General features: G+C 50.7%; 11 protein-coding genes and 3 pseudogenes. 6 read left to right on the top strand and 8 right to left on the bottom strand.

Annotated elements, in window-relative coordinates; translation table 11 throughout:
* Positions 1-195 precede the first annotated feature (195 nt).
* A complete protein-coding gene (locus tag KQP84_RS22670; RefSeq protein ID WP_215848397.1) occupies positions 196-921 on the top strand; it encodes a pirin family protein in 726 nt (241 codons plus the stop codon).
* 115 nt (positions 922-1,036) lie between these two features.
* Here KQP84_RS22670 and KQP84_RS22665 read toward each other — a convergent pair whose 3' ends face one another.
* The 4 genes and pseudogenes from KQP84_RS22665 to KQP84_RS22650 all read right to left on the bottom strand — a co-directional run bounded on the left by KQP84_RS22665 (position 1,037) and on the right by KQP84_RS22650 (position 5,828).
* A complete protein-coding gene (locus KQP84_RS22665) occupies positions 1,037-1,858 on the bottom strand; it encodes an alpha/beta fold hydrolase (RefSeq protein WP_215848396.1) in 822 nt (273 codons plus the stop codon).
* A gap of 47 nt (positions 1,859-1,905) precedes the next feature.
* A pseudogene (locus KQP84_RS22660) lies at positions 1,906-3,533 on the bottom strand (MFS transporter).
* The gene (locus tag KQP84_RS22655; protein ID WP_215848395.1) at positions 3,520-3,948 is read right to left on the bottom strand and encodes a DoxX family protein; all 429 of its coding nucleotides are present in this window, start codon (positions 3,946-3,948) and stop codon (positions 3,520-3,522) included. Before KQP84_RS22655 ends, KQP84_RS22660 begins: the two are co-directional and overlap by 14 nt.
* Positions 3,949-3,950: 2 nt before the next feature.
* Complete coding sequence (locus tag KQP84_RS22650) at positions 3,951-5,828, bottom strand: amidohydrolase (protein ID WP_215848394.1); 1,878 nt, start codon at positions 5,826-5,828, stop codon at positions 3,951-3,953.
* 364 nt (positions 5,829-6,192) lie between these two features.
* Between KQP84_RS22650 and KQP84_RS22645 the strand changes: the two genes are divergently transcribed.
* From KQP84_RS22645 to KQP84_RS22635, 3 genes are all read left to right on the top strand, one after another.
* Positions 6,193-6,885, top strand: a complete 693-nt coding sequence (locus KQP84_RS22645) for a hydrolase (RefSeq protein WP_215848393.1) — start codon at positions 6,193-6,195, stop codon at positions 6,883-6,885.
* A gap of 256 nt (positions 6,886-7,141) precedes the next feature.
* On the top strand, positions 7,142-7,525 hold the full coding sequence (locus tag KQP84_RS22640; protein WP_215848392.1) for a response regulator: 384 nt from the start codon (positions 7,142-7,144) through the stop codon (positions 7,523-7,525).
* Positions 7,525-13,083: a trifunctional serine/threonine-protein kinase/ATP-binding protein/sensor histidine kinase gene (locus KQP84_RS22635; RefSeq protein WP_215848391.1), complete on the top strand. Its 5,559-nt coding sequence runs from the start codon at positions 7,525-7,527 to the stop codon at positions 13,081-13,083. Before KQP84_RS22640 ends, KQP84_RS22635 begins: the two co-directional genes overlap by 1 nt.
* 76 nt (positions 13,084-13,159) lie before the next feature.
* Here KQP84_RS22635 and KQP84_RS22630 read toward each other — a convergent pair whose 3' ends face one another.
* Entirely contained in the window at positions 13,160-13,780 is a 621-nt protein-coding gene (locus tag KQP84_RS22630; RefSeq protein ID WP_215848390.1) for a response regulator transcription factor, read from the bottom strand.
* A gap of 835 nt (positions 13,781-14,615) precedes the next feature.
* On the opposite strand from KQP84_RS22630, the gene bdcA reads away from it, so the two are divergent.
* Positions 14,616-15,341 (top strand): SDR family oxidoreductase, encoded by a 726-nt coding sequence (gene bdcA / locus KQP84_RS22625; RefSeq protein WP_215848389.1) that lies wholly within the window; start codon positions 14,616-14,618, stop codon positions 15,339-15,341.
* A gap of 432 nt (positions 15,342-15,773) precedes the next feature.
* On the opposite strand, the pseudogene KQP84_RS22620 reads toward bdcA, so the two are convergent.
* Positions 15,774-16,129 (bottom strand): annotated as a pseudogene (locus tag KQP84_RS22620) (cupin domain-containing protein).
* A 33-nt stretch (positions 16,130-16,162) separates the two neighbouring features.
* Between KQP84_RS22620 and KQP84_RS22615 the strand changes: the two are divergent.
* Positions 16,163-16,711 (top strand): hypothetical protein, encoded by a 549-nt coding sequence (locus KQP84_RS22615; protein WP_215848388.1) that lies wholly within the window; start codon positions 16,163-16,165, stop codon positions 16,709-16,711.
* A 17-nt stretch (positions 16,712-16,728) separates the two neighbouring features.
* Here KQP84_RS22615 and KQP84_RS22605 read toward each other — a convergent pair.
* A pseudogene (locus tag KQP84_RS22605) lies at positions 16,729-18,011 on the bottom strand (FAD-dependent monooxygenase).
* A 319-nt stretch (positions 18,012-18,330) separates the two neighbouring features.
* A complete protein-coding gene (locus KQP84_RS22600) occupies positions 18,331-18,711 on the bottom strand; it encodes a VOC family protein (RefSeq protein ID WP_309140186.1) in 381 nt (126 codons plus the stop codon).
* Between the last annotated feature and the right edge of the window lie 15 nt (positions 18,712-18,726).

Below are 18,726 nucleotides of genomic sequence, written 5' to 3'. Positions count from 1 at the left end.
TCCTTAACGTTAATGACCTGCATTTACCTTAGCATTAACTCGCAGCTTGGTTCACGGCGCCAGCATTGTCCACTCATATGTGACAGTAATTGCCATTTTACAGCATTGATGCGCAAATAGGTTTACCTGTAATCTCTTTCTATCGAAGCGCAACACAGCTTCACTCATTTAAAACAGAGAGTTAGGGAGCACATCATGATTGAACAACGTCTTTCTGAACAACGCGGATTAGGTGATCACGGTTGGTTGAATTCACGTCACACATTCTCATTTGCTAATTACTGGGACCCTAAACAAGTTGGCTTCTCTGACTTGTTGGTGATTAACGATGATCGCGTAGCAAAAGGCCGCGGTTTTGGTGCTCATCCACACAGCAATATGGAAATCATCTCCTATGTGCTGGAGGGAGCGCTAGAGCATAAAGATTCAATGGGCACCGGTTCGGTGATTGTCCCCGGTGATGTGCAGTTGATGAGTGCAGGCAGTGGCGTAACACACAGTGAATATAACCACTCAAGCACGGAAGGGGTTCATTTCCTGCAAATTTGGGTGGTGCCTTCAGAGAAAAATACGCCGCCTGGCTATCAACAGGTGAGCGTGTCGGAAAGTGATAAACGGGGAAACTTGCGTCTTATTGCTTCACCTGAAGGTGTAAACAACGCACTTCGCATTCGCCAGGATATCAACATCTACGCCGGGTTGTTTACGGGTGATGAGCAGCAAACCTTTACGTTGGATGAAGAGCGCTATGCCTATATTCATGTCGTGCGTGGCAATATCATCATTAACGGCGTGCAGTTTAAATCAGGTGATGGTGCCCGCGTTCGTGATGAAAAAGCGCTGACCTTCGCTAACGGTGAAGACGCAGAAGTGCTGTTATTTGATCTGCGGCCGATTGAAGTCAACCAGCCTTCTCGATAAGCGCTGTTGCATCCTATCGCCTCTCTTCCCAACAAAAAAACCGACCTTTTACAGGTCGGTTTTGGCTTAAGGTGTGATGTGGTGTGTTAACTGCACGGCTTAACCACGCAACGGATTAGCGTGCTTTCAGGAAGGTCAGTAAATCTTCGTTTAGTTGATCCTGATGCGTGACAGCAAAACCGTGCGGCGCATTGTCATACACCTTCAACGCCGAACCTTGGATCATCTCAGCCGCGACTTTACCGGTGGTTTCAAACGGAACGATCTGATCGTTACTGCCATGAATCACTAAAGTGGGAACATCAATTTTCGCCATGTCAGCGCGGAAATCCGTCTCGGAAAATGCCGTTACACAATCCACTGTTCCTTTCAGAGATGCCATCAGCGCGATGTTCAGCGTCTGAGTCAGTACGCCTTCGGAAACAGTCTGGCCCGCATTAGTGCCATAAAAAGGGGCGGCAAAGTCGCTGATAAACTGCGCACGATCTTTAAGCAAACCCTCTTTGATGCCAGCAAATACCGATTTATCCACGCCCTGAGGGTAATCTTCTGCCTGACCAAAAATCGGTGTTACTGCGCCCAGCAGCACCAAACCCGCAACGCGTGCGCTGCCGTAATGGCCGATATAGCGAGTGACATCGCCGCCACCCATGGAGAAGCCGACTAAGGTGACATCTTGTAGATCAAGGCTGGTGATGAGGTCATTAATGTCTGAAGCAAAGGTGTCATAGTCGTAACCGGTCCAGGGTTGATCGGAGCGGCCAAAGCCACGACGGTCAAAGGCAATGGCGCGATAACCACGCTCGGCCAGAAAATTCATCTGGCTGTCCCACATATCCGCATCCAGCGGCCAGCCGTGACTGAACAGCACCGGCTTGCCGGTTCCCCAATCTTTGAAGTAAATCTGTGTGCCGTCTTTTGCTTTGATTGTGCTCATTTCTGTCCCTTACGTTGAATGAATAACAGGAGTAATAGGTGCACCCGTTAGACGGGCGCGACCAGATACCTGACTTCAGGAAGGCTTTCTCCCTGATGGAATGCAAAAACGCGATTCTGAATTTTGCGATCATTCATGGTGTAGCGTTCTTTTTGACGCAAGTGCTCCATCCATGAGCCAACCACGAAGGTTTCGACGAAAATACCGGGCTGCAAAATGTCTTCATACACAGACCAGTTTATTGCGCCGCCACGACGTCGCACCCGGCGCATATCCTGCATACAGACGGTAAAGTCGTGCGCATCGTCTGTTTTGATCAGGTATTCATAACTCACCATCACCGGGCCGCGATCGTGGCGGATATCCAGCGCTGGCACGGTTTCGCCATCAGCGATACTGTCCAGATTCAGGTCAGGATCCAGATCTAACCGCCAACGCAGCACGGTGGCGCTTGCCAAAAACATGCCTGCGGTGGCAATTGAAAGTGAAACCGGAATACTGAAATGCGATGCCAGCTGTCCCCAGACGGCGCTGCCGACGGTCATCGAACCAAAGAACACCGTCAGGTATACTGCCAGGGCGCGGGCCTTCACCCATTTTGCCGCACTGCGCTGCGCGCCAAGATTGAGCGTAGAAAGCACCGCAATCCATGCAAATCCCGTGAAGAATTCAAACGCATTCAGCAACCAGAAGTGGCGCACGAACGCCAGTGCCAGCATAGTTACGGCAAACATCAGGCTCGCCAGTACCATCAAACGATCGGGACTCAAGCTTTTACGCATTCTCGGCAGTAAAACCGCCCCGAAAATGGCGCCGACGCCGATACACGCCAGCATGATGCCGTATCCACCTGGCCCCAAGCCAAGCTCGCGCCGCGCCACCAGCGGTAACAAAGCCCAACCGGCGCTGCCAAAAAGGAAGAAGGCGACGGTCCGCACCAGTACGTTCCGCAATACCGGAGCTGCATGGACATAACGCAGTCCCGCACGTACTGCTGAGAAAAATGTTCTGGCGGCAGACGCTGCACGCTCGGTTCAGCTTTCCGGTGATAGAGCACCCAAGCCACGCCGAGCACCGAAATGGCGTTGAGCATAAATACCATCCACGGGCCAGCGAAGGAGAGAATCAAACCGCCCAGCGCCGGGCCAATGGCGCGACTGATATTGATGCCCAGCGAGTTCAGCGCGATGGCCGGGCCAAGCTCATCCTTTTTCACCAGGTCAGGCACAATGGCCTGGAACGGTGGTGAACTCATCGCTGCACCCGCACTCAGCAGGAATGCGGCAATCAGCAAAATTAACGGCGTGATGTGGCCGGTAAAAGAGAGGATTGTCAGCCCTGTCGCAGCAATAAATACCCACAGCTGGGAAAACAGCAGGTACTTGCGTCGGTCAATGATGTCAGCCATCACCCCGGACGGCAGCGCAAACAGGAACATCGGCAAGCTGCTGGCGGCCTGAACCAGCGCAACGGACAGCGGATCGGCGCTTAGCGTCAACATCGTCCAGTTCACGCCAACATCGTTCATCCATGAACCAATGTTGGACATCACCGTGGCGATCCACAGCATACGAAAAACGGGCTGACGAAGCGGTTGCCACGGTGAAGGGCTAGCTATAACAGCTTCTTCCGGCAGTTCTGGCGTGACGTCGTTGATGTCATTAACTTGCGCCATGTCGTACCTCCTGATGAGGGCCCGCTGCGATACGCCATTTTCCCGGCCCGGTTATGGCTAGCGTGGTAAAAATGATCAGTAGCAGCCAGCCAAACTGACCTTCAGCAATTGACCAGCCAGGATGCACGAACAGCATCGCTACCAGCAAAACGCCTATAATCGGCAGGCAGGCGAGGCGGGTGCCAACACCCAGAATGATAAATATCGGGCAAATCACTTCAGCAAATATGGCCGGGATAAGGCTCATGTAAGGGCCCATGCCAAAGGGATCTTCGATACGCGTCAGCTCTTCACTGAAGTGAAATACCTTGGGAAGCCCGTGCACATGCAGTAACAACAGGCTGCCAGTCAGGCGCAGGAAGAACAGCCCCAGATCAATCCGGGGCGGGATAAAAAGTGCAGATGAGTTTTTCATGATTAAAACGCAAAGCAGCTGCAGCCGAGCGCGCCCCAGAAGGCGTTGTCTCCGGCGACGGGCACGTCAGAGCCGCGCGCGATGTCGTGCGAGTGGCTGTGCACCCCGCACGGACCGCTGCACTGGTGCGGCTGTTGCATCATGCCCACGCGCGTGGCCGCGGTGGGCGGCGCGCTGCGGTAGTGCCCCGGCACCGTCACCACCGGCGACCAGTCGGGCAGCACCGGGATCGCAGGCGGCGCTTCTGCACTGAACGAGCCGGCGGCATACACCACGTTGCCGTCCACCACCGTCAGCACCGACTCGATGCCCTTGATCTCCTCTTCCGGCACGCTGAAAAAGTCTTTGCTCAGCACCGCCATATCCGCCAGCTGGCCGGCCTTGATCTGGCCCTTTTTTCCCTGCTCGCTGGAGAACCAGGCGCTGCCCTGCGTCCACAGCATCAGCGCGGTTTCGCGGTCGAGGCGGGCGTTGACGTCATACATCTGCATGCCACCCACGGTGCGCCCGGAGACCAGCCAGTACAGCGCGGTCCACGGGTTGTAGCTGGCGACGCGCGTGGCGTCCGTTCCCAGGCCAACCGGCACGCCGGTTTCCAGCATGCGCGCCACCGGCGGCGTGTGGCGGGTGGCCTCAATGCCGTAGCGTTCGGCAAAGTATTCGCCCTGGAACGCCATGCGGTGCTGCACCGCGATGCCGCCGCCCAGCTCTTTAATGCGGTCGATGTTGCGCTGCGTCACGGTCTCGGCGTGGTCAAAGAACCAGTGCAGGCCGTTGAACGGGATGTCGCGGTTGACCTTTTCAAACACGTCCAGCATGCGGCTGATCGACTCGTCGTAGGTGGCGTGCAGGCGGAACGGCCAGCGGTGCTCGACCAGATGACGCACCACGCGCTCCAGCTCGTCCTCCATGCCCGGCGCCAGGTCCGGGCGCGGCTCGAGGAAGTCCTCAAAGTCTGCGGCCGAGAACACCAGCATTTCGCCCGCCCCGTTGTGGCGGAAGTAGTCGCTGCCCTGGCCCGGCGTCAGCATGTCGGTCCACTTTTCGAAGTCCTCCAGCTCGTGCCCCGGGCGCTGGGTAAACAGGTTATAGGCGATGCGCAGCGTCATCTGCTTTTTCCCGTGCAGCTCGGCGATCACCTCATAGTCTTCGGGGTAGTTCTGGAAGCCGCCGCCGGCGTCGATGGCGCTGGTCAGGCCGAGGCGGTTCAGCTCGCGCATAAACTGGCGCGTCGAGTTGACCTGCTGCTCCAGCGGCAGTTTCGGGCCCTTTGCCAGGGTTGAATAGAGGATCATGGCGTTGGGACGGGCGATCAGCATGCCGGTGGGGTTGCCGTTGCCGTCGCGCTGAATTTCGCCGCCCGGCGGGTTTGGCGTGTCCCGGGTGTAGCCGACCACTTTCAGGGCGGCGCGGTTGAGCAGGGCGCGGTCGTAAAGGTGCAGCACGAACACCGGCGTGTCCGGCGCGGCTTCGTTGATCTCATCCAGCGTCGGCATGCGGCGCTCGGCGAACTGAAACTCGGTCCAGCCGCCCACCACGCGCACCCACTGCGGTGACGGCGTGCGCAGCGCCTGCTCCTTCAGCATGCGCAGCGCGTCAAATACCGACGGCACGCCCTCCCAGCGCAGCTCCAGGTTGTAGTTCAGGCCGCCGCGTATCAGGTGAAGGTGAGAATCGTTGAGGCCGGGCACGGCGGTGTGGCCCTTGAGGTCAATGACCTTGGTGCCTTCGCAGTGATGCTGCATTACTTCTGCCAGCGTACCAACTTCAAGAAACTTGCCGTCACGAATGGCAACGGCTTCAGCAACCGGGTTTTCCCGATCCACCGTGTGAAATTTGCCGTTAGTTAAAATCAGCTCTGCTTTACCAAGCGAAACCATAGATCCTCCTGAACTGGTATGTCCGAATAGGGCGGCTGTGCCGCAGGACGGGAAATGCGCTGCCGCAGGGAAAGCAGAGCACGAACAGAACAGGATTATGGTGAGACTGAAGTGGCAGCGTCTAGTTATACGAAAGGATACCTATACCTTCGTATAGTTATACACAGAGATAATAGTGCGTATAAAGAAAGCCTCCTACACTGCGGCCTGACAGTGACCACCGGTTTAGCATGATGATGTTTGACGGACTTGCCGTCATGCTCATGCCTGAGCCCTAAAGCGGCCTCGCATCTGGCTACTGTCACCTTTGATCCGTACTGATATTCACGGAAATCCAGTTACATTAACCTCAATGGGTAAATTCATGTCTAATTCAAAGCTTGAAGTCCTGACGCCACAGAACAGCCAGATTATTTTTATCGATCAGCAGCCACAGATGGCCTTTGGCGTGCAGTCAATTGACCGCCAGGTGCTGAAAAACAACGTGGTGGCGCTGGCCAAAGCGGCCAAAGTCTTCAACATCCCGACCGTCCTGACCACCGTTGAGACCGAAAGCTTTTCCGGCAACACCTTCCCGGAGCTGCTGGACGTGTTCCCGGGCCAGGACATCCTTGAGCGTACCTCAATGAACTCCTGGGATGACCAGAAAGTGCGTGACGCACTGGCCGCTAACGGCAAGAAAAAGGTGGTGGTTTCCGGCCTGTGGACGGAAGTCTGTAACAACAGCTTCGCCCTGTGCGCAATGCTGGAAGGCGACTACGAAATCTACATGGTGGCGGATGCGTCAGGCGGCACCACCAAAGAGGCCCATGACTACGCGATGCAGCGCATGATCCAGGCCGGCGTGATCCCGGTGACCTGGCAGCAGGTGATGCTGGAGTGGCAGCGTGACTGGGCACACAAAGAGACGTACAACGCGGTAATGGATATCGCGAAAGAGCATTCAGGCGCTTACGGTATCGGCGTTGATTATGCCTACACCATGGTGCACAAAGCGCCTTCCCGTCAGAAGAGCGAACACCAGACTCTGGCTCCGGTACCTGCACCGGTTCGCTAATTGCACCGGTTCGCTAATTTGCTAAGCTGGCTGGTCCGTTTCGCGACTGGCCAGCCATTGCAGCATTAGTGGGGTTGCTGGGCATGTTGGTCTGTATTCCGCCAGACAAGCGGTTAATCACTTGTTAGTCCGTTATGCTGGCTTGATTTCACCCTGAATGCGTACCGACAATCAGCGGAACCCCGCCTCCGGGTGGAGGGAAAACACCTTAAGGAACATCCTCGTGCACGCGTGAGGATTATCAGAGGATAACAGCATGATGCTGTCTCATCGTATTGTCATCGTTGATGATGAACGCTCAGTGCGTAGCGGACTGAGCAATTTACTGCATTCTGATGGGTATACCACCCGGGCGTATGCGTCTGGCGAAGAGCTGCTCTGCGATGACACTGCGCTTGATGACGTCGACATGCTGATCCTCGATATCCGCTTAAAAGGAATGAGTGGTTTTGAACTTTTTGCAGAGTTGAAGAAAAAATCGGCTTTGCCCCCGGTGATCTTCATCTCGGCCGATCAAGAAGAAAACATGCAGTGGTATGCCATCGCGCTCGGCGCATTAACCTTTTTGCGCAAACCGATTGATGTTGATACGCTCCTGACACTGATTCGTAGCGAGTTATCTCAACGGGAAGCACGCTGATGAGTATCATTTCTGTCATTCCATCCGAGAACGACGATGAGGGCATTACGCTCTCAGACGATGCCAAACTCACTTTGCTGACGCAAGATGGTTGTATTGCCTGGTATATTGGCACGCCTTCTGTCGGAGAGATGTTTATCCTGGCGACAGCTGCCAGCGATGAGGTGGCATTTCAGAGCACGCAGTTGTTAAAAAATGAGTTCGCTCTTTCTACTCAACTTTCCTCACTATGGGCGGTAAAACCCTCTGGCCACTCACGCTATCATGGCCGCTATTCGCTGATTTATCCGGTTTTTCCCTTCAGAACGTTGGCACAAATCATAGGTACGCCCACCGAAAAAATCAGTGATTACCTGCGAAAAGCCATCCAGCTTTGTCTTCCTTTGAGTGAATTGCACCATCAGGGCATCGTGCATGGCGATATTAAACCCGGCAATCTGTTCCTCAATGATCAAGGCTCTTACCGAATTGGTGGATTTGGCCTGGCCTCCACGGCGGCTCACTCACTGTTGAAGAATACCTTTCGTGCCTCTGGCGGCACGTTAGCCTACATGTCGCCGGAACATACCGGACGCACGCCCAATCCGGTAAATAGCCTCAGCGATCTCTACAGCCTTGGCATTGTGTTGTATGAAATGCTGACCGGCAAGTTGCCCTTCGGCTCTCCCGATGCAGGGCAGGCGGAATGGATTCACCATCATATTGCGACGGCACCGCGCCCACCGGAGTGTGTCAGAGCCGATGTGCCACCGATGTTGTCCGCTATTTTGCTGCGGCTGATGACGAAATCACCGGCGAACGGTTATCAAACTATTGACGGTCTTATCGCGGATCTTCGCCGCTGCCAGGCGACGTTAACGGCCGAAAATGAGATTGCGCTGTTTACGCCTGGCTTACAGGAGCGTTTCACGACGAATTTTCGTGCTGAAACGCTCTTTACCAGCCATCCGCAAGCGCGAATATTGATTCATGCGTTGGAGGATGTGCATCGCAGTTCGACGCAAACGCTGGTGATGATCAGCGGTGCACCGGGCTCAGGAAAGTCTTCGCTTATCGCGACCGCACTGAAAAAATTGCAGGACAAACACATCCTGTTGACGGTAAGCAAAGCCGATCAGCATTCACCGGTTGTGCCTTACTCGGTATTAGCGTCGGCATTTCGTAGGGTGACGTTATATCTGCTTGGTTTATCCGCAGCGGATGTTAAAGCGTGGCAAGCGCGGCTTTTACATTACCTCGATGATTACGTTGCTTTGGCGGTAGAGCTGGTGCCTGAATTAAAACAACTGCTCAATATCAGTGCGCCGGTTGTTTTAGAGATGGACACGCTGGATGCGCGTGAACGCTTTAATCAAATGGCTTGTCGCCTACTCAACGCATTTGCCACGCCCGGCAGGCCACTGGTGATGTTGATCGATGATATTCACTGGGCAGATCATGCCAGCTTGCAGTTGCTGGAAACGTTGATTGTGCGCAACGAAAATCTTCCTTTCATGCTGGTTGTTACACACAGAGATGCAGAATCGATGCCTTGCCCATTGATTGCAGGCTTTCTTACCCGCATACGAGCATCAGCCGCGCGCGTCATGGACATTACGCCTGAACCCCTTTCGGTGAAAGCGGTGTCGCGCTGGCTCGCTGGCGCACTGCATACCCGAGCGAGTAGCACCTTTGAGCTGGCTCAACTTATCCATGAAAAAACGCACGGCAATCCACTGTTTATTCGGGAATTTTTCAGGCAGGCGGTAGAGGATGGGCTGGTTTTTTACAGTAAAGACCCACTGAAATGGCACTATGATCACACAGCCCTGAAAGCTCGCCAGTACACAGATAATGTCGCGAGTATTGTGGTAAAGCAGCTCGAAAGGATGCCGGAGTCGGCGCGCCAGCTTTTAGGATGCCTTGCCTGTTTAGGCAGCAACGGCGATCTCGCTTTAATCAGTCAAATTCTTGGCATGAGTGTGCTAAAGGTTCAGGAACGGCTTGCGCCTGCCATTAGCGCAAAATTTATCACGCTCACCTGCGATGAATATGCTTTTAGCCACAATCGCGTTCACGATGCCGCATTTTCACTGATTAGCTTTAAACAAAAGCTTCGCCTACATCAACAAGCTGCCTGCCTGTTAGCGGAGTCTGCAAGGCGGGCTGAAGGCAACGAGACCTTGTTCCGTGCCGTGCATCACATTACGTTGATGTGTGACGCTCCGCTGACGTCAATGCAGAGTAAAAATTATTATCAACTTAGCTTTATGGCGGCTCAACAAGCAAAGCGAGCAGGGGATTACACCTCGGCATTACGTTATTTGCAGACGGCACACACACTGAATGGCCAACTTACTCAACGCAATGATTTTGCCATAAGCCTGGAGCAGGCAGATTGCAAATTCCTGCAAGGGAATCTCAGCGAGGCTCAGCAGCTTTGCACGCAGTTGTTAAGTATGCCGGGCAATCTGACCGAAAAATCTGCCGCTGCCTGCTTGTCAGCTGAGATTCATATGCGCCAGTCAGACAACTATTTAGCCTTAGAAACGGCGCTTGCCTGGCTCGCGGTATTTGGTTTGCATTTCAATCGTTATCCTGATGATGCTGAATGTCACGCGGCTTGGCATTCGCTTAAAACCCGGTTAGGTGACGACCCCGAAGCGATATTAGGTTCGCTGCCTTTGATCACGGATCGTGAGAAAGAGTCGGTATTGAATTTGATGGCCAGCACCATCTTTGCCTCTTCCTATGATTGTCCGCAGCTGCACCTGTTGTTGGTGTGTAAGATGCTGGAAATGACGCTGGACCATGGATTAACGGGCGCTTCAGCATTTGGATTGGCATGGTTTAGCGTGCTGATTTCGGATCGCTACAAAGCGTATCACTTTGGTTATCAATGCGGTCTGCTGGCTACACAACTGGCGGAACAGCATGATTTTACCCGCTATAAAGCCCGGACGCTGTTACCCCTCGATCAAGTGGGGATTTGGACGCAACCTTTGTCGTTCGCTATTGATTGCGCAAAGCAAAGTTTTAATGTGGCTGTTGCGCATGGCGATAGTTCCTTTGCCTGCCTCGCGTTGCGCCATCAGATCATGAATTATCTGACGCGCGGCGATCATCTGGAATCCGTCTTGACCTCAATTGAACGTGGTCTGGCCTTTACCCAAAAATCCTATTATCCAGATGTTGAAAACGTTCTGTTAATGCAGAAGTACTTTGTGATGCATTTACGCAACGGAACGGGGCACACATTCACCGGTTTTGATTGGTATCCTGAAACGTTAATTGGCAGTGAGCCGGGGCTCATGTCCGGGCCGAAAGCGATGGTGCAATTTTGGTCCTGGATCTATCGCGGGATGACCCATTTTTATGCCAGTGAATATTCAGACGCTTTGCGCTATTTCGATCTCGCAACACAGCTCATCAGTGCGGTGCCGGGATATATTTATCTGATGGATCTGCATTTCTACAGCGCGCTTTCTCATACCTTGTCAATGCGTCACGAATCAAACAATCCTTCAAGTTACCGTGCAGCGGAAAGCCATCTTAACGTCATTTCTGAATGGGTAGCGCTCAACCCGGCGCTGTTTGCAGATAAAGAAGCGTTAATCAAAGCAGAACTGGCAAGGCTTGCCGGCGAATTAGGGCCTGCTCTGGCGCAGTATGAATCGGCGATTGCGCTTTCTCGCCAGGCTGGTTTTACCCACATCAATGCGTTGGCCAATGAGTTGGCAGGTCACTGCGCCCGAAGTTTTAAATTAGATATCGCCGCAGATGCCTATTTTAAAGGTGCGATGAGCGGTTGGGAAAACTGGGGAGCGATTGCCAAAGTTCGTCTGCTTGAGCAGAGCCATCCGCATCTGACCACGCAGGGGCAAAGTAGTGCATTTGCGACCATTCCTTTTGCTCAGGATGAATCGATCCAGGATCTTGAAAGTGTGGTGACGGCGGTTCGGGCTTTAACCGAAGAGATTAATCTGGATCGGTTGATTCATATTCTACTGAGGATGTTGCTTGAACGTTCAGGTGCGCAACGCTGCCATTTGATTCGCGTGCTGGATGGCAATATTCCGCAAACAGAAGCGTGGGCAGAAGCGACAGCGGATGGCGTTCGAGTAAAAATAGCGAGAGAAAGACCCGCAGCGACAGATTTACCGCTTTCAGTGCTCTCTGCTGTGATTCGAACAGGGCAGGAGATTCGCACGGGCAAACCTGAAGAATTTAGCCCGTTTAGTCAGGATCCGTATCTTGTTGCCTCCGGCGCGGCTGTTTTGTGTGTGCCCATGTTTAAACAGGCCAATATGGTTGGGGTGCTCTATCTGGAAAATCGCCTGATGCCCGATGTCTTTACCGCAGAGCATTCACACATTGTAAAAACCCTCAGCGCGCAGGCTGCTGTTTCATTGGAAACTGCACGGTTGTATGCCGAACTGCTGGAAGAAAACATTCACAGACGTCGCGTTGAGAAACAGCTGCGTGATAGTCAGACTTCATTGATGTTGGGAGAAAAAATCAGCCATACCGGCACATGGAGCTGGGAAATTGAACAGGACATGATGATCGTATCGAATGAATATGGCCGAATTCTTGGCCTACCTGAAAATCAGGATCGATTGTCTATGGCCGATTTCCTGACTCGTGTTCACGCTGATGATTTTGAATGTATCAATGAACTCGTCAATGTCAGCGTTCGAAAAGGGATCACTATGCAGGCGGAGTTTCGCGTAATAAGACCTGATGGTGAATGTCGCTATATCAAGGGGATAGGGCAACCGGTGGATAACTGGCCGGAGGTTAAAGAGTACTTTGGCACCATTGCAGACATTACGCTTCAGCGCAGAGCGGAAGATGCGGTGCGCATCGCACAGGCTGATTTGGCCCGCGTTTCTCGTGCCACAACGGTAGGCCAGCTAACATCCTCAATTGCCCACGAAATTAATCAGCCGCTGATGTCAATTGTGGCAAATGCAGGCGCAAGTCTCCGTTGGTTGAAGCGTGAACCGCTGAATCTGGAAAATGCCTGCCTGAGTCTGGATGAGATTATCGATGAAGGTAAACGTGCGGGTGAAATTATTCGTGGTTTGCAGTCGTTGACGCGGAACCACGATTCCGCCTATGCACCGGCTAATTTGCATCTTATCGCGAAAGATATTTTGTCGCTGTCACGCATGGAACTTGAAAGCAAAAGGGTTTCGCTGGAGTTGCAGCTAAGGGCAAACCAGGCGGAGATATTTTGCGATCGGATTCAAATTCAGCAGGTCTTACTGAATTTAGTCATCAACGCTATCGAGGCCATGTCGTCAATAGAAGATCGGACCCGAACACTGACACTTTCAACCTTTAATCCTACACCTGAGACGATTCGCTTCGAGGTGCTTGATAATGGAACCGGCCTGACACAAGAGGTTCATGAGCGCATTTTTGATTCGTTTTATACGACTAAAAAAGAGGGGATGGGAATGGGGTTGACCATTAGCAAAAGCATTATCAAAAAGCATTGTGGCGAGCTGGAAGCTGAAAATCGTCCTCTCTTCGGCAGCGTCTTCTGGTTTACGTTACCCACCGAGCAGTGAAGATCGTGTGCCCGCCAGGGCACAGTTTTGCGTTACGAGCCCTACGCCACCTAAAATTACGAAGGCGACGGCTCCTTTATCGACGCCGGTTATTCAGGATATTGAGTCGTTCTGCTGTTCTGACTAAATCAGAGAGGGAACGCGCATTCATTTTATCCATCACTCGACGTTTATGAACCTTTGCCGTGATCTCACTAATGCCCATCTCTGCGGCGATCTGTTTGTTAAGAAGCCCGCTTATCGCGAGCATCATGACCTCGCTTTCACGTGGCGTCAGCGTCTGATGCCGTGATGTCATCTCTAACTTCTCCTGAGATGAGGTCATATTTTCCTCAGAAATACGCAGCGCTTCCGCCACGGCTTCAAGGATGCGATCGGGATCAACAGGTTTAGTCAAAAATTCATACGCGCCCGTTTTCATCGCTTTTACCGTCACAGGAATGGTACCAAAACCCGTCAGGAATATGGTAGGAATGGAATAGCCCCGCGCACTTAAGGTTTTGACCACATCAAAACCGTCAGCGCCAGGCATATTAATATCCAAAACCAGGCAACAGGGCGTGGGATTAATGTTATATGCCAAGAATTCCTGCGGTGAGGAAAAAGGAATAACGTCATAATTCACTGAGCTGAGCAGATTATTGAGCGCAGAGATTACGGATGGGTCATCATCAACTACATACACTATGTGATTCATAATTGGTCTCATTTAAAACCTGAAATTCACTGATGTTTAAAGTAGTGCGTAGATTTAATATACCGTTAAAAGGATGTTTTTCCACACGTGGTGTCTACAAGCCGCCAGCATTTCCACGATATTATCATAATAGTAATCATTATCATCCTTTAATGCATGACTTAACGATAAATATCTAACCTATTGAGTTGGCTGTATTAATTACATACAGCGCATGTGGTGAGAACATGAGCAAGTGTTGAAATAAGCATCATAAATAGCCATTAATTACATAACATGTACGTTTATGCTTTTTTCATTGAATAAGGATGAGTGTTTCTCGAAATATAAAAATGCTTAATTTTTTTCGCCCCTCTTTTTACAATGCTAAATTTACTATTGAACAGATAAGGGCATGACAGAATGCGTTAACTTAAAAGACAATATTCTATATGAAATGTAATAATCATTATTATATCCTGCTGTTACGCGTAACTTATTACTACAAATCATCAAACTTAGAGGTTAATCGCTATTCTTTAACACCCTAAGCTTTTAATTTAAACAGTCCTGCAGCGTGATTTTCTAAGCTGATGTGGTTATTTCTCAACACTATTTCAATCTGGCGCGCCAATCTGATGCAACGATTGACGCTATTTCGCACTATTTGGTGAGATGACCTCCATGAGTCTACTCTTTAGTGCTGACCTTCTCACATCATCCCTCGAAAGCCAGCGGGGCTTCAGCAAAAGCGGGCAATAAACCCGTTTCGCTGCAAATTACATGCGCCATACACATTGAGAGAATCGTAAATCTGACGGCCTAAAAATTAACGCCTCAGATTTGAGGAATTAACATGCATAGCGAAAATGAAAACAGTCAGGCAAGAAATGTGCTCGTCATCGGTGGAAGCCGGGGAATCGGTGAAGCGATAGTTCGCCGCTTCGCTGAACAGGGCGATCGCGTTACTTTTACCTATGCCAGTTCCGAAGAGAAGGCACAGACGATAGCTCAACAAACGCAAAGTCAGGCAGTCAAGCTTGATGTATCTGATCGTGATGCGCTGATAGATGCTGTAGCCGAAGCAGGCGCGCTGGATGTTCTTGTGTTTAATGCAGGATTATTAAGTGCTGGCGATCCGCTTGAGACAGCTGCTGATGAGATTGAAAAATTATTCATCGTTAATATCCATGCTCCCTATTTTGCCGCCGTCGAAGCGGCGAGAGAGATGAATAAAGGTGGCCGAATTATCATTATCGGTTCTGTTAATGCCGATCGGATACCGATGAAAGGGCTTACTGCTTACGGCACGAGCAAGGCTGCATTACAAGGTGTAGCCAAAGGGCTGGCAAGAGATTTTGGCGATCGCGAAATAACGGTCAATGTGATCCAACCCGGTCCAACTGATACGGATATGAATCCGGCCGAAGGGCCAATGAATGAAACGATGCACAGCTTTATGGCGATCAAAAGACATGCTCATGCCAGCGAAGTTGCTGGCATGGTGTATTGGGTTGCCGGACCGGAAGCGAGCATGGTGACAGGAGCGGCACTGACCATTGACGGGGGCTTTGGTGCATAAAGATTTAACCAGCGGCATCTAAATTTTGTCACATGTGATTTAGATGCTTGCTTAACCCATTTGCCAATCATTTTTTTCTCAACCACAGTAGATTTTCAGCATCACATCTCCGCTTCACACCTGCCCACATTCTCGGCGACGCATGTCACATCATCCTTGATGTAATCCAACACAACATAGCAATTTTTATGCGATGCCCAAGGCTACCAGGCCCAAAAAGCCCACTCCGTTACCCTGTAGCAACAAAGGTGCGCATAATCAACATTATGTTAAATATGATAACAAGGAACCTCGCCAATCTTGGGTTTAAGCGCACACTATTTCCTGCAGTCTACTAATAATTAATTCTTCTGGCTGGCTTACACGCCATAACGGTAAGCCAGCGCTATGTCAGTATTTTTCTATATCACTTCATGACACTGAACGGCAGTTTCAGGCCGCATCAAAAATGACATACAGCTTACGCATCTGTGTTTCGATAACCCACGTGCCTTGGGTATTTTCTTCAAAGAAAAAGAATCTCCTGGTTTGAACGTCAAGGTAGCTTCGCCGTCTGGCGTAAATGAGCCCTCGCCGCTCAGGAAATGCATGATTTCTGCTTGCTTGACTGAGCGTCGATAGCTTCCGGCTGTACATTCAAAAATACCGGTATCAACATTCTCTTTGCCGGGAATGATTTTTTGCAGCCCGGATAGCTGAATAGTCGGTGTATCAGGTAAGCCCTCAACGCTTCCCCAGGGCTCTAACTTTTCAATGGACGCGGGCTGATCGATCTTTTGCACTTTCATTTTTTTGCTTCCTTAAACGCAGGCTTTATTACTGTGACTTTTGCTAAAAATTGGCCAGTTTTCAGCGTGTTGCTTTATTTTAAGGATGAGGTAAAACAGCTTGATGGGGTTTTCAGTCGGCAATTACTATTTTTGCGCACAAAACATCGAGTATTTAACAGAAACTTTTGTGAACAGGGATTATCAATTAAGCGATGGCGTATCACCCATGAGAATCTAGCGGGCATGCTCATCAGGTTTAGCGTTGATATCAATCCGTTCTTCGCTGTAAATTCGTTTAATCCATATCAAAGAAACTTTGTTAAGGATTCAAATCTCGCGCAGGCGCGCATCGTCTTCACATTACTTATCCAGCTTACTACTCAGCGCTACGCGCTCAAAACCCAGCGCAGTGAAATAATCAGTTATGGCGGAAAGTCTTCCTTGCTGATCAACCATTGCTATCCAGGTGTCTGGACGAATAAGATAAACGGCATTTTCAGCGAAACCTTTGTCCGCATATTCCTGTTTCCAAGCCATGTTATGCAGCGGAATCGCATGAGCCTCACACCAATCGACAAGTTCTTTTGTCGCTGTGCCTAAAATATGTATCTGCCAGGTCATTTCTCTGAGCGGCACATAATTGTCATATCCTTCAGGCGCGAGCCACGGCAGTCGATCACCTCCCTGATTTTGCCTGCATCTCCCTTACTCAGTGGGCTGTGGTGATACTCCAGCATGGTTTGTGAAATGATTCGGAACAGCGCGCTGCGGGTGCTACCAAAGCTGTAAATCAGGCTGGCAAACAGAGGAAGAACATGCATTTTAAATTGTGTGGCAACGCTCCCTTCTTTGGTCATCAGCGAAAACATGCGATCAGTGGTAGAGACGAGTTTGCGAGCAAACGAGAGACGTTCCAGTTCATAACTCTCTAGCAGGCTTTCAGGCGCGTGAGTTCGTATAACCGCAGCCAGCTTCCAGGCAAGATTTATCGCATCCAGGATGCCGGTATTCATTCCCTGCCCGCCCGCTGGACTGTGCACATGGGCTGCATCGCCCAATAAAAAACATGGCCTTTACTGAATTGTTCTGCCACCCGGTGGTGAACCCGGTACGTTGAAAACCAATTTACGCTTTTTACAGTGGCTTTAAGATTGTGCAATGCATGATGACTAACATCCTCAAACGTGAGCGGTTTGTTATCGATAATTTTGTCCGCGCGCACTGTCCCAATTAATCGACGCTTACCCGACTTGCCGTAAGCCAGCACGGCAACAAAATCATCGCTGTCCAGTGCAACATGTACTTCGTCTGCGGGTTCTAGCCCGGTTAACTCAACATCTGCAACATAGAATATTTTATTATAGGTTCCGCCCGGAAACCCAATACCTAACTGATGACGAACTGTTGATCCCGCACCGTCACAACCTGCCAAAAATTGTGTTTCACACATTTCCTCTCTGCCATCTGGCAACCTTAACCAAGCGGTAATTTTTTGCCCATCGTCATCCATTTTTATGAGTTCAGTTTCTCGTTCAACGTCTATTCCGAGCGCGGTAAGTTGATCAATGAGCAATCTTTCATGCTCATCCTGCGGATAAACAAGAATGAACGGGTAAGGTGTAACATCTCTGCCTGCATCTCCAAATGAGAGGCTTGCCCGTCTCACTCCTGTTGCCCACAAATTGATGGAAGGATTCCGATGACCGGCGTTAACGACCTTTTCGCTTAAATCTACTTGCTCATAAAGCTCGAGCGTCCGGGCCTGAACGGCCATGGCACGAGATGAATCTCCGGGGCCCGCGCTTTTATCAATAATACGAACTTTAACCTTCTGTTTAGTCAACCAGATGGCCAGCACCAAGCCAGTAGGCCCGGCCCCGATAATGAGTACCTCGCACATAATTAGCCTCGATGATATATGAATGACTCACAAATCATTCACGGTGACCCACGTTATCCTGTCAAGGTTGAAGCACTACTCCTGATATTCGGCATCACGAAATTATTCTCGTCTAGATAGAGAGATGTATTAGAGAGCGGGTTTTCGAGCAGCGAGAGTACTGTTTTAACGTTGCGATGATTGTTCTGATTAGCGTGGACTGGAATATTTTTCAACGAGTGAAGTTATTGAATAAGGCACCCTGTTTTATATAAAGTCATATTGAATGATGTAACTAAGTAAAGTAACAGATTGCATTATACCTGGTTTAATGGCTCCCTTAGGTTAAGTCTTGACCAATCACCATCCTGTGACCATCCGGTGTCGCTACGGTAAATTCCCGCATCCCATGTGCTTTGTTTTCTGGTGCCGCTACCAGAATCGCGCCATTACGTAGAAATTCTTCATAAAGCGCATCGGCATCATCCACATAGAGATAGGCAAAATAGTTATGATCGCCGGTATCAGCGGGTGAAAGAGCATTGGGTGAATGGCCCAACATGATACGGACACTTCCCCTGCTCGCCTGTTGCCATCCTAATCCTTCTGGCCATGTTAAATGGAATCCCAGAACGTCACGGAAATACGCTGCGCTTTTAGTCAGATCAGGCACTGCAAGCACAAATGCGCTCGAATGTAGATGGGCAATAACATCAGTCACGCTGGCATCCTTATT

Origin of the sequence: Candidatus Pantoea bituminis, from assembly GCF_018842675.1 — a bacterium.
In the GTDB taxonomy this organism is placed as follows: domain Bacteria; phylum Pseudomonadota; class Gammaproteobacteria; order Enterobacterales; family Enterobacteriaceae; genus Pantoea; species Pantoea phytostimulans.
Note: the sequence above shows the minus strand (reverse complement) of the source record. Positions and strands in the feature narration are given on the sequence as shown.

Excerpts from the sequence above, each read along its gene's own strand:
- KQP84_RS22670 (WP_215848397.1), top strand. The coding sequence starts at position 196 with ATGATTGAACAACGTCTTTCTGAACAACGCGGATTAGGTGATCACGGT.
- KQP84_RS22665 (WP_215848396.1), bottom strand. The coding sequence starts at position 1,858 with ATGAGCACAATCAAAGCAAAAGACGGCACACAGATTTACTTCAAAGAT.
- KQP84_RS22655 (WP_215848395.1), bottom strand. The coding sequence starts at position 3,948 with ATGAAAAACTCATCTGCACTTTTTATCCCGCCCCGGATTGATCTGGGG.
- KQP84_RS22650 (WP_215848394.1), bottom strand. The coding sequence starts at position 5,828 with ATGGTTTCGCTTGGTAAAGCAGAGCTGATTTTAACTAACGGCAAATTT.
- KQP84_RS22645 (WP_215848393.1), top strand. The coding sequence starts at position 6,193 with ATGTCTAATTCAAAGCTTGAAGTCCTGACGCCACAGAACAGCCAGATT.
- KQP84_RS22640 (WP_215848392.1), top strand. The coding sequence starts at position 7,142 with ATGATGCTGTCTCATCGTATTGTCATCGTTGATGATGAACGCTCAGTG.
- KQP84_RS22635 (WP_215848391.1), top strand. The coding sequence starts at position 7,525 with ATGAGTATCATTTCTGTCATTCCATCCGAGAACGACGATGAGGGCATT.
- KQP84_RS22630 (WP_215848390.1), bottom strand. The coding sequence starts at position 13,780 with ATGAATCACATAGTGTATGTAGTTGATGATGACCCATCCGTAATCTCT.
- bdcA (WP_215848389.1), top strand. The coding sequence starts at position 14,616 with ATGCATAGCGAAAATGAAAACAGTCAGGCAAGAAATGTGCTCGTCATC.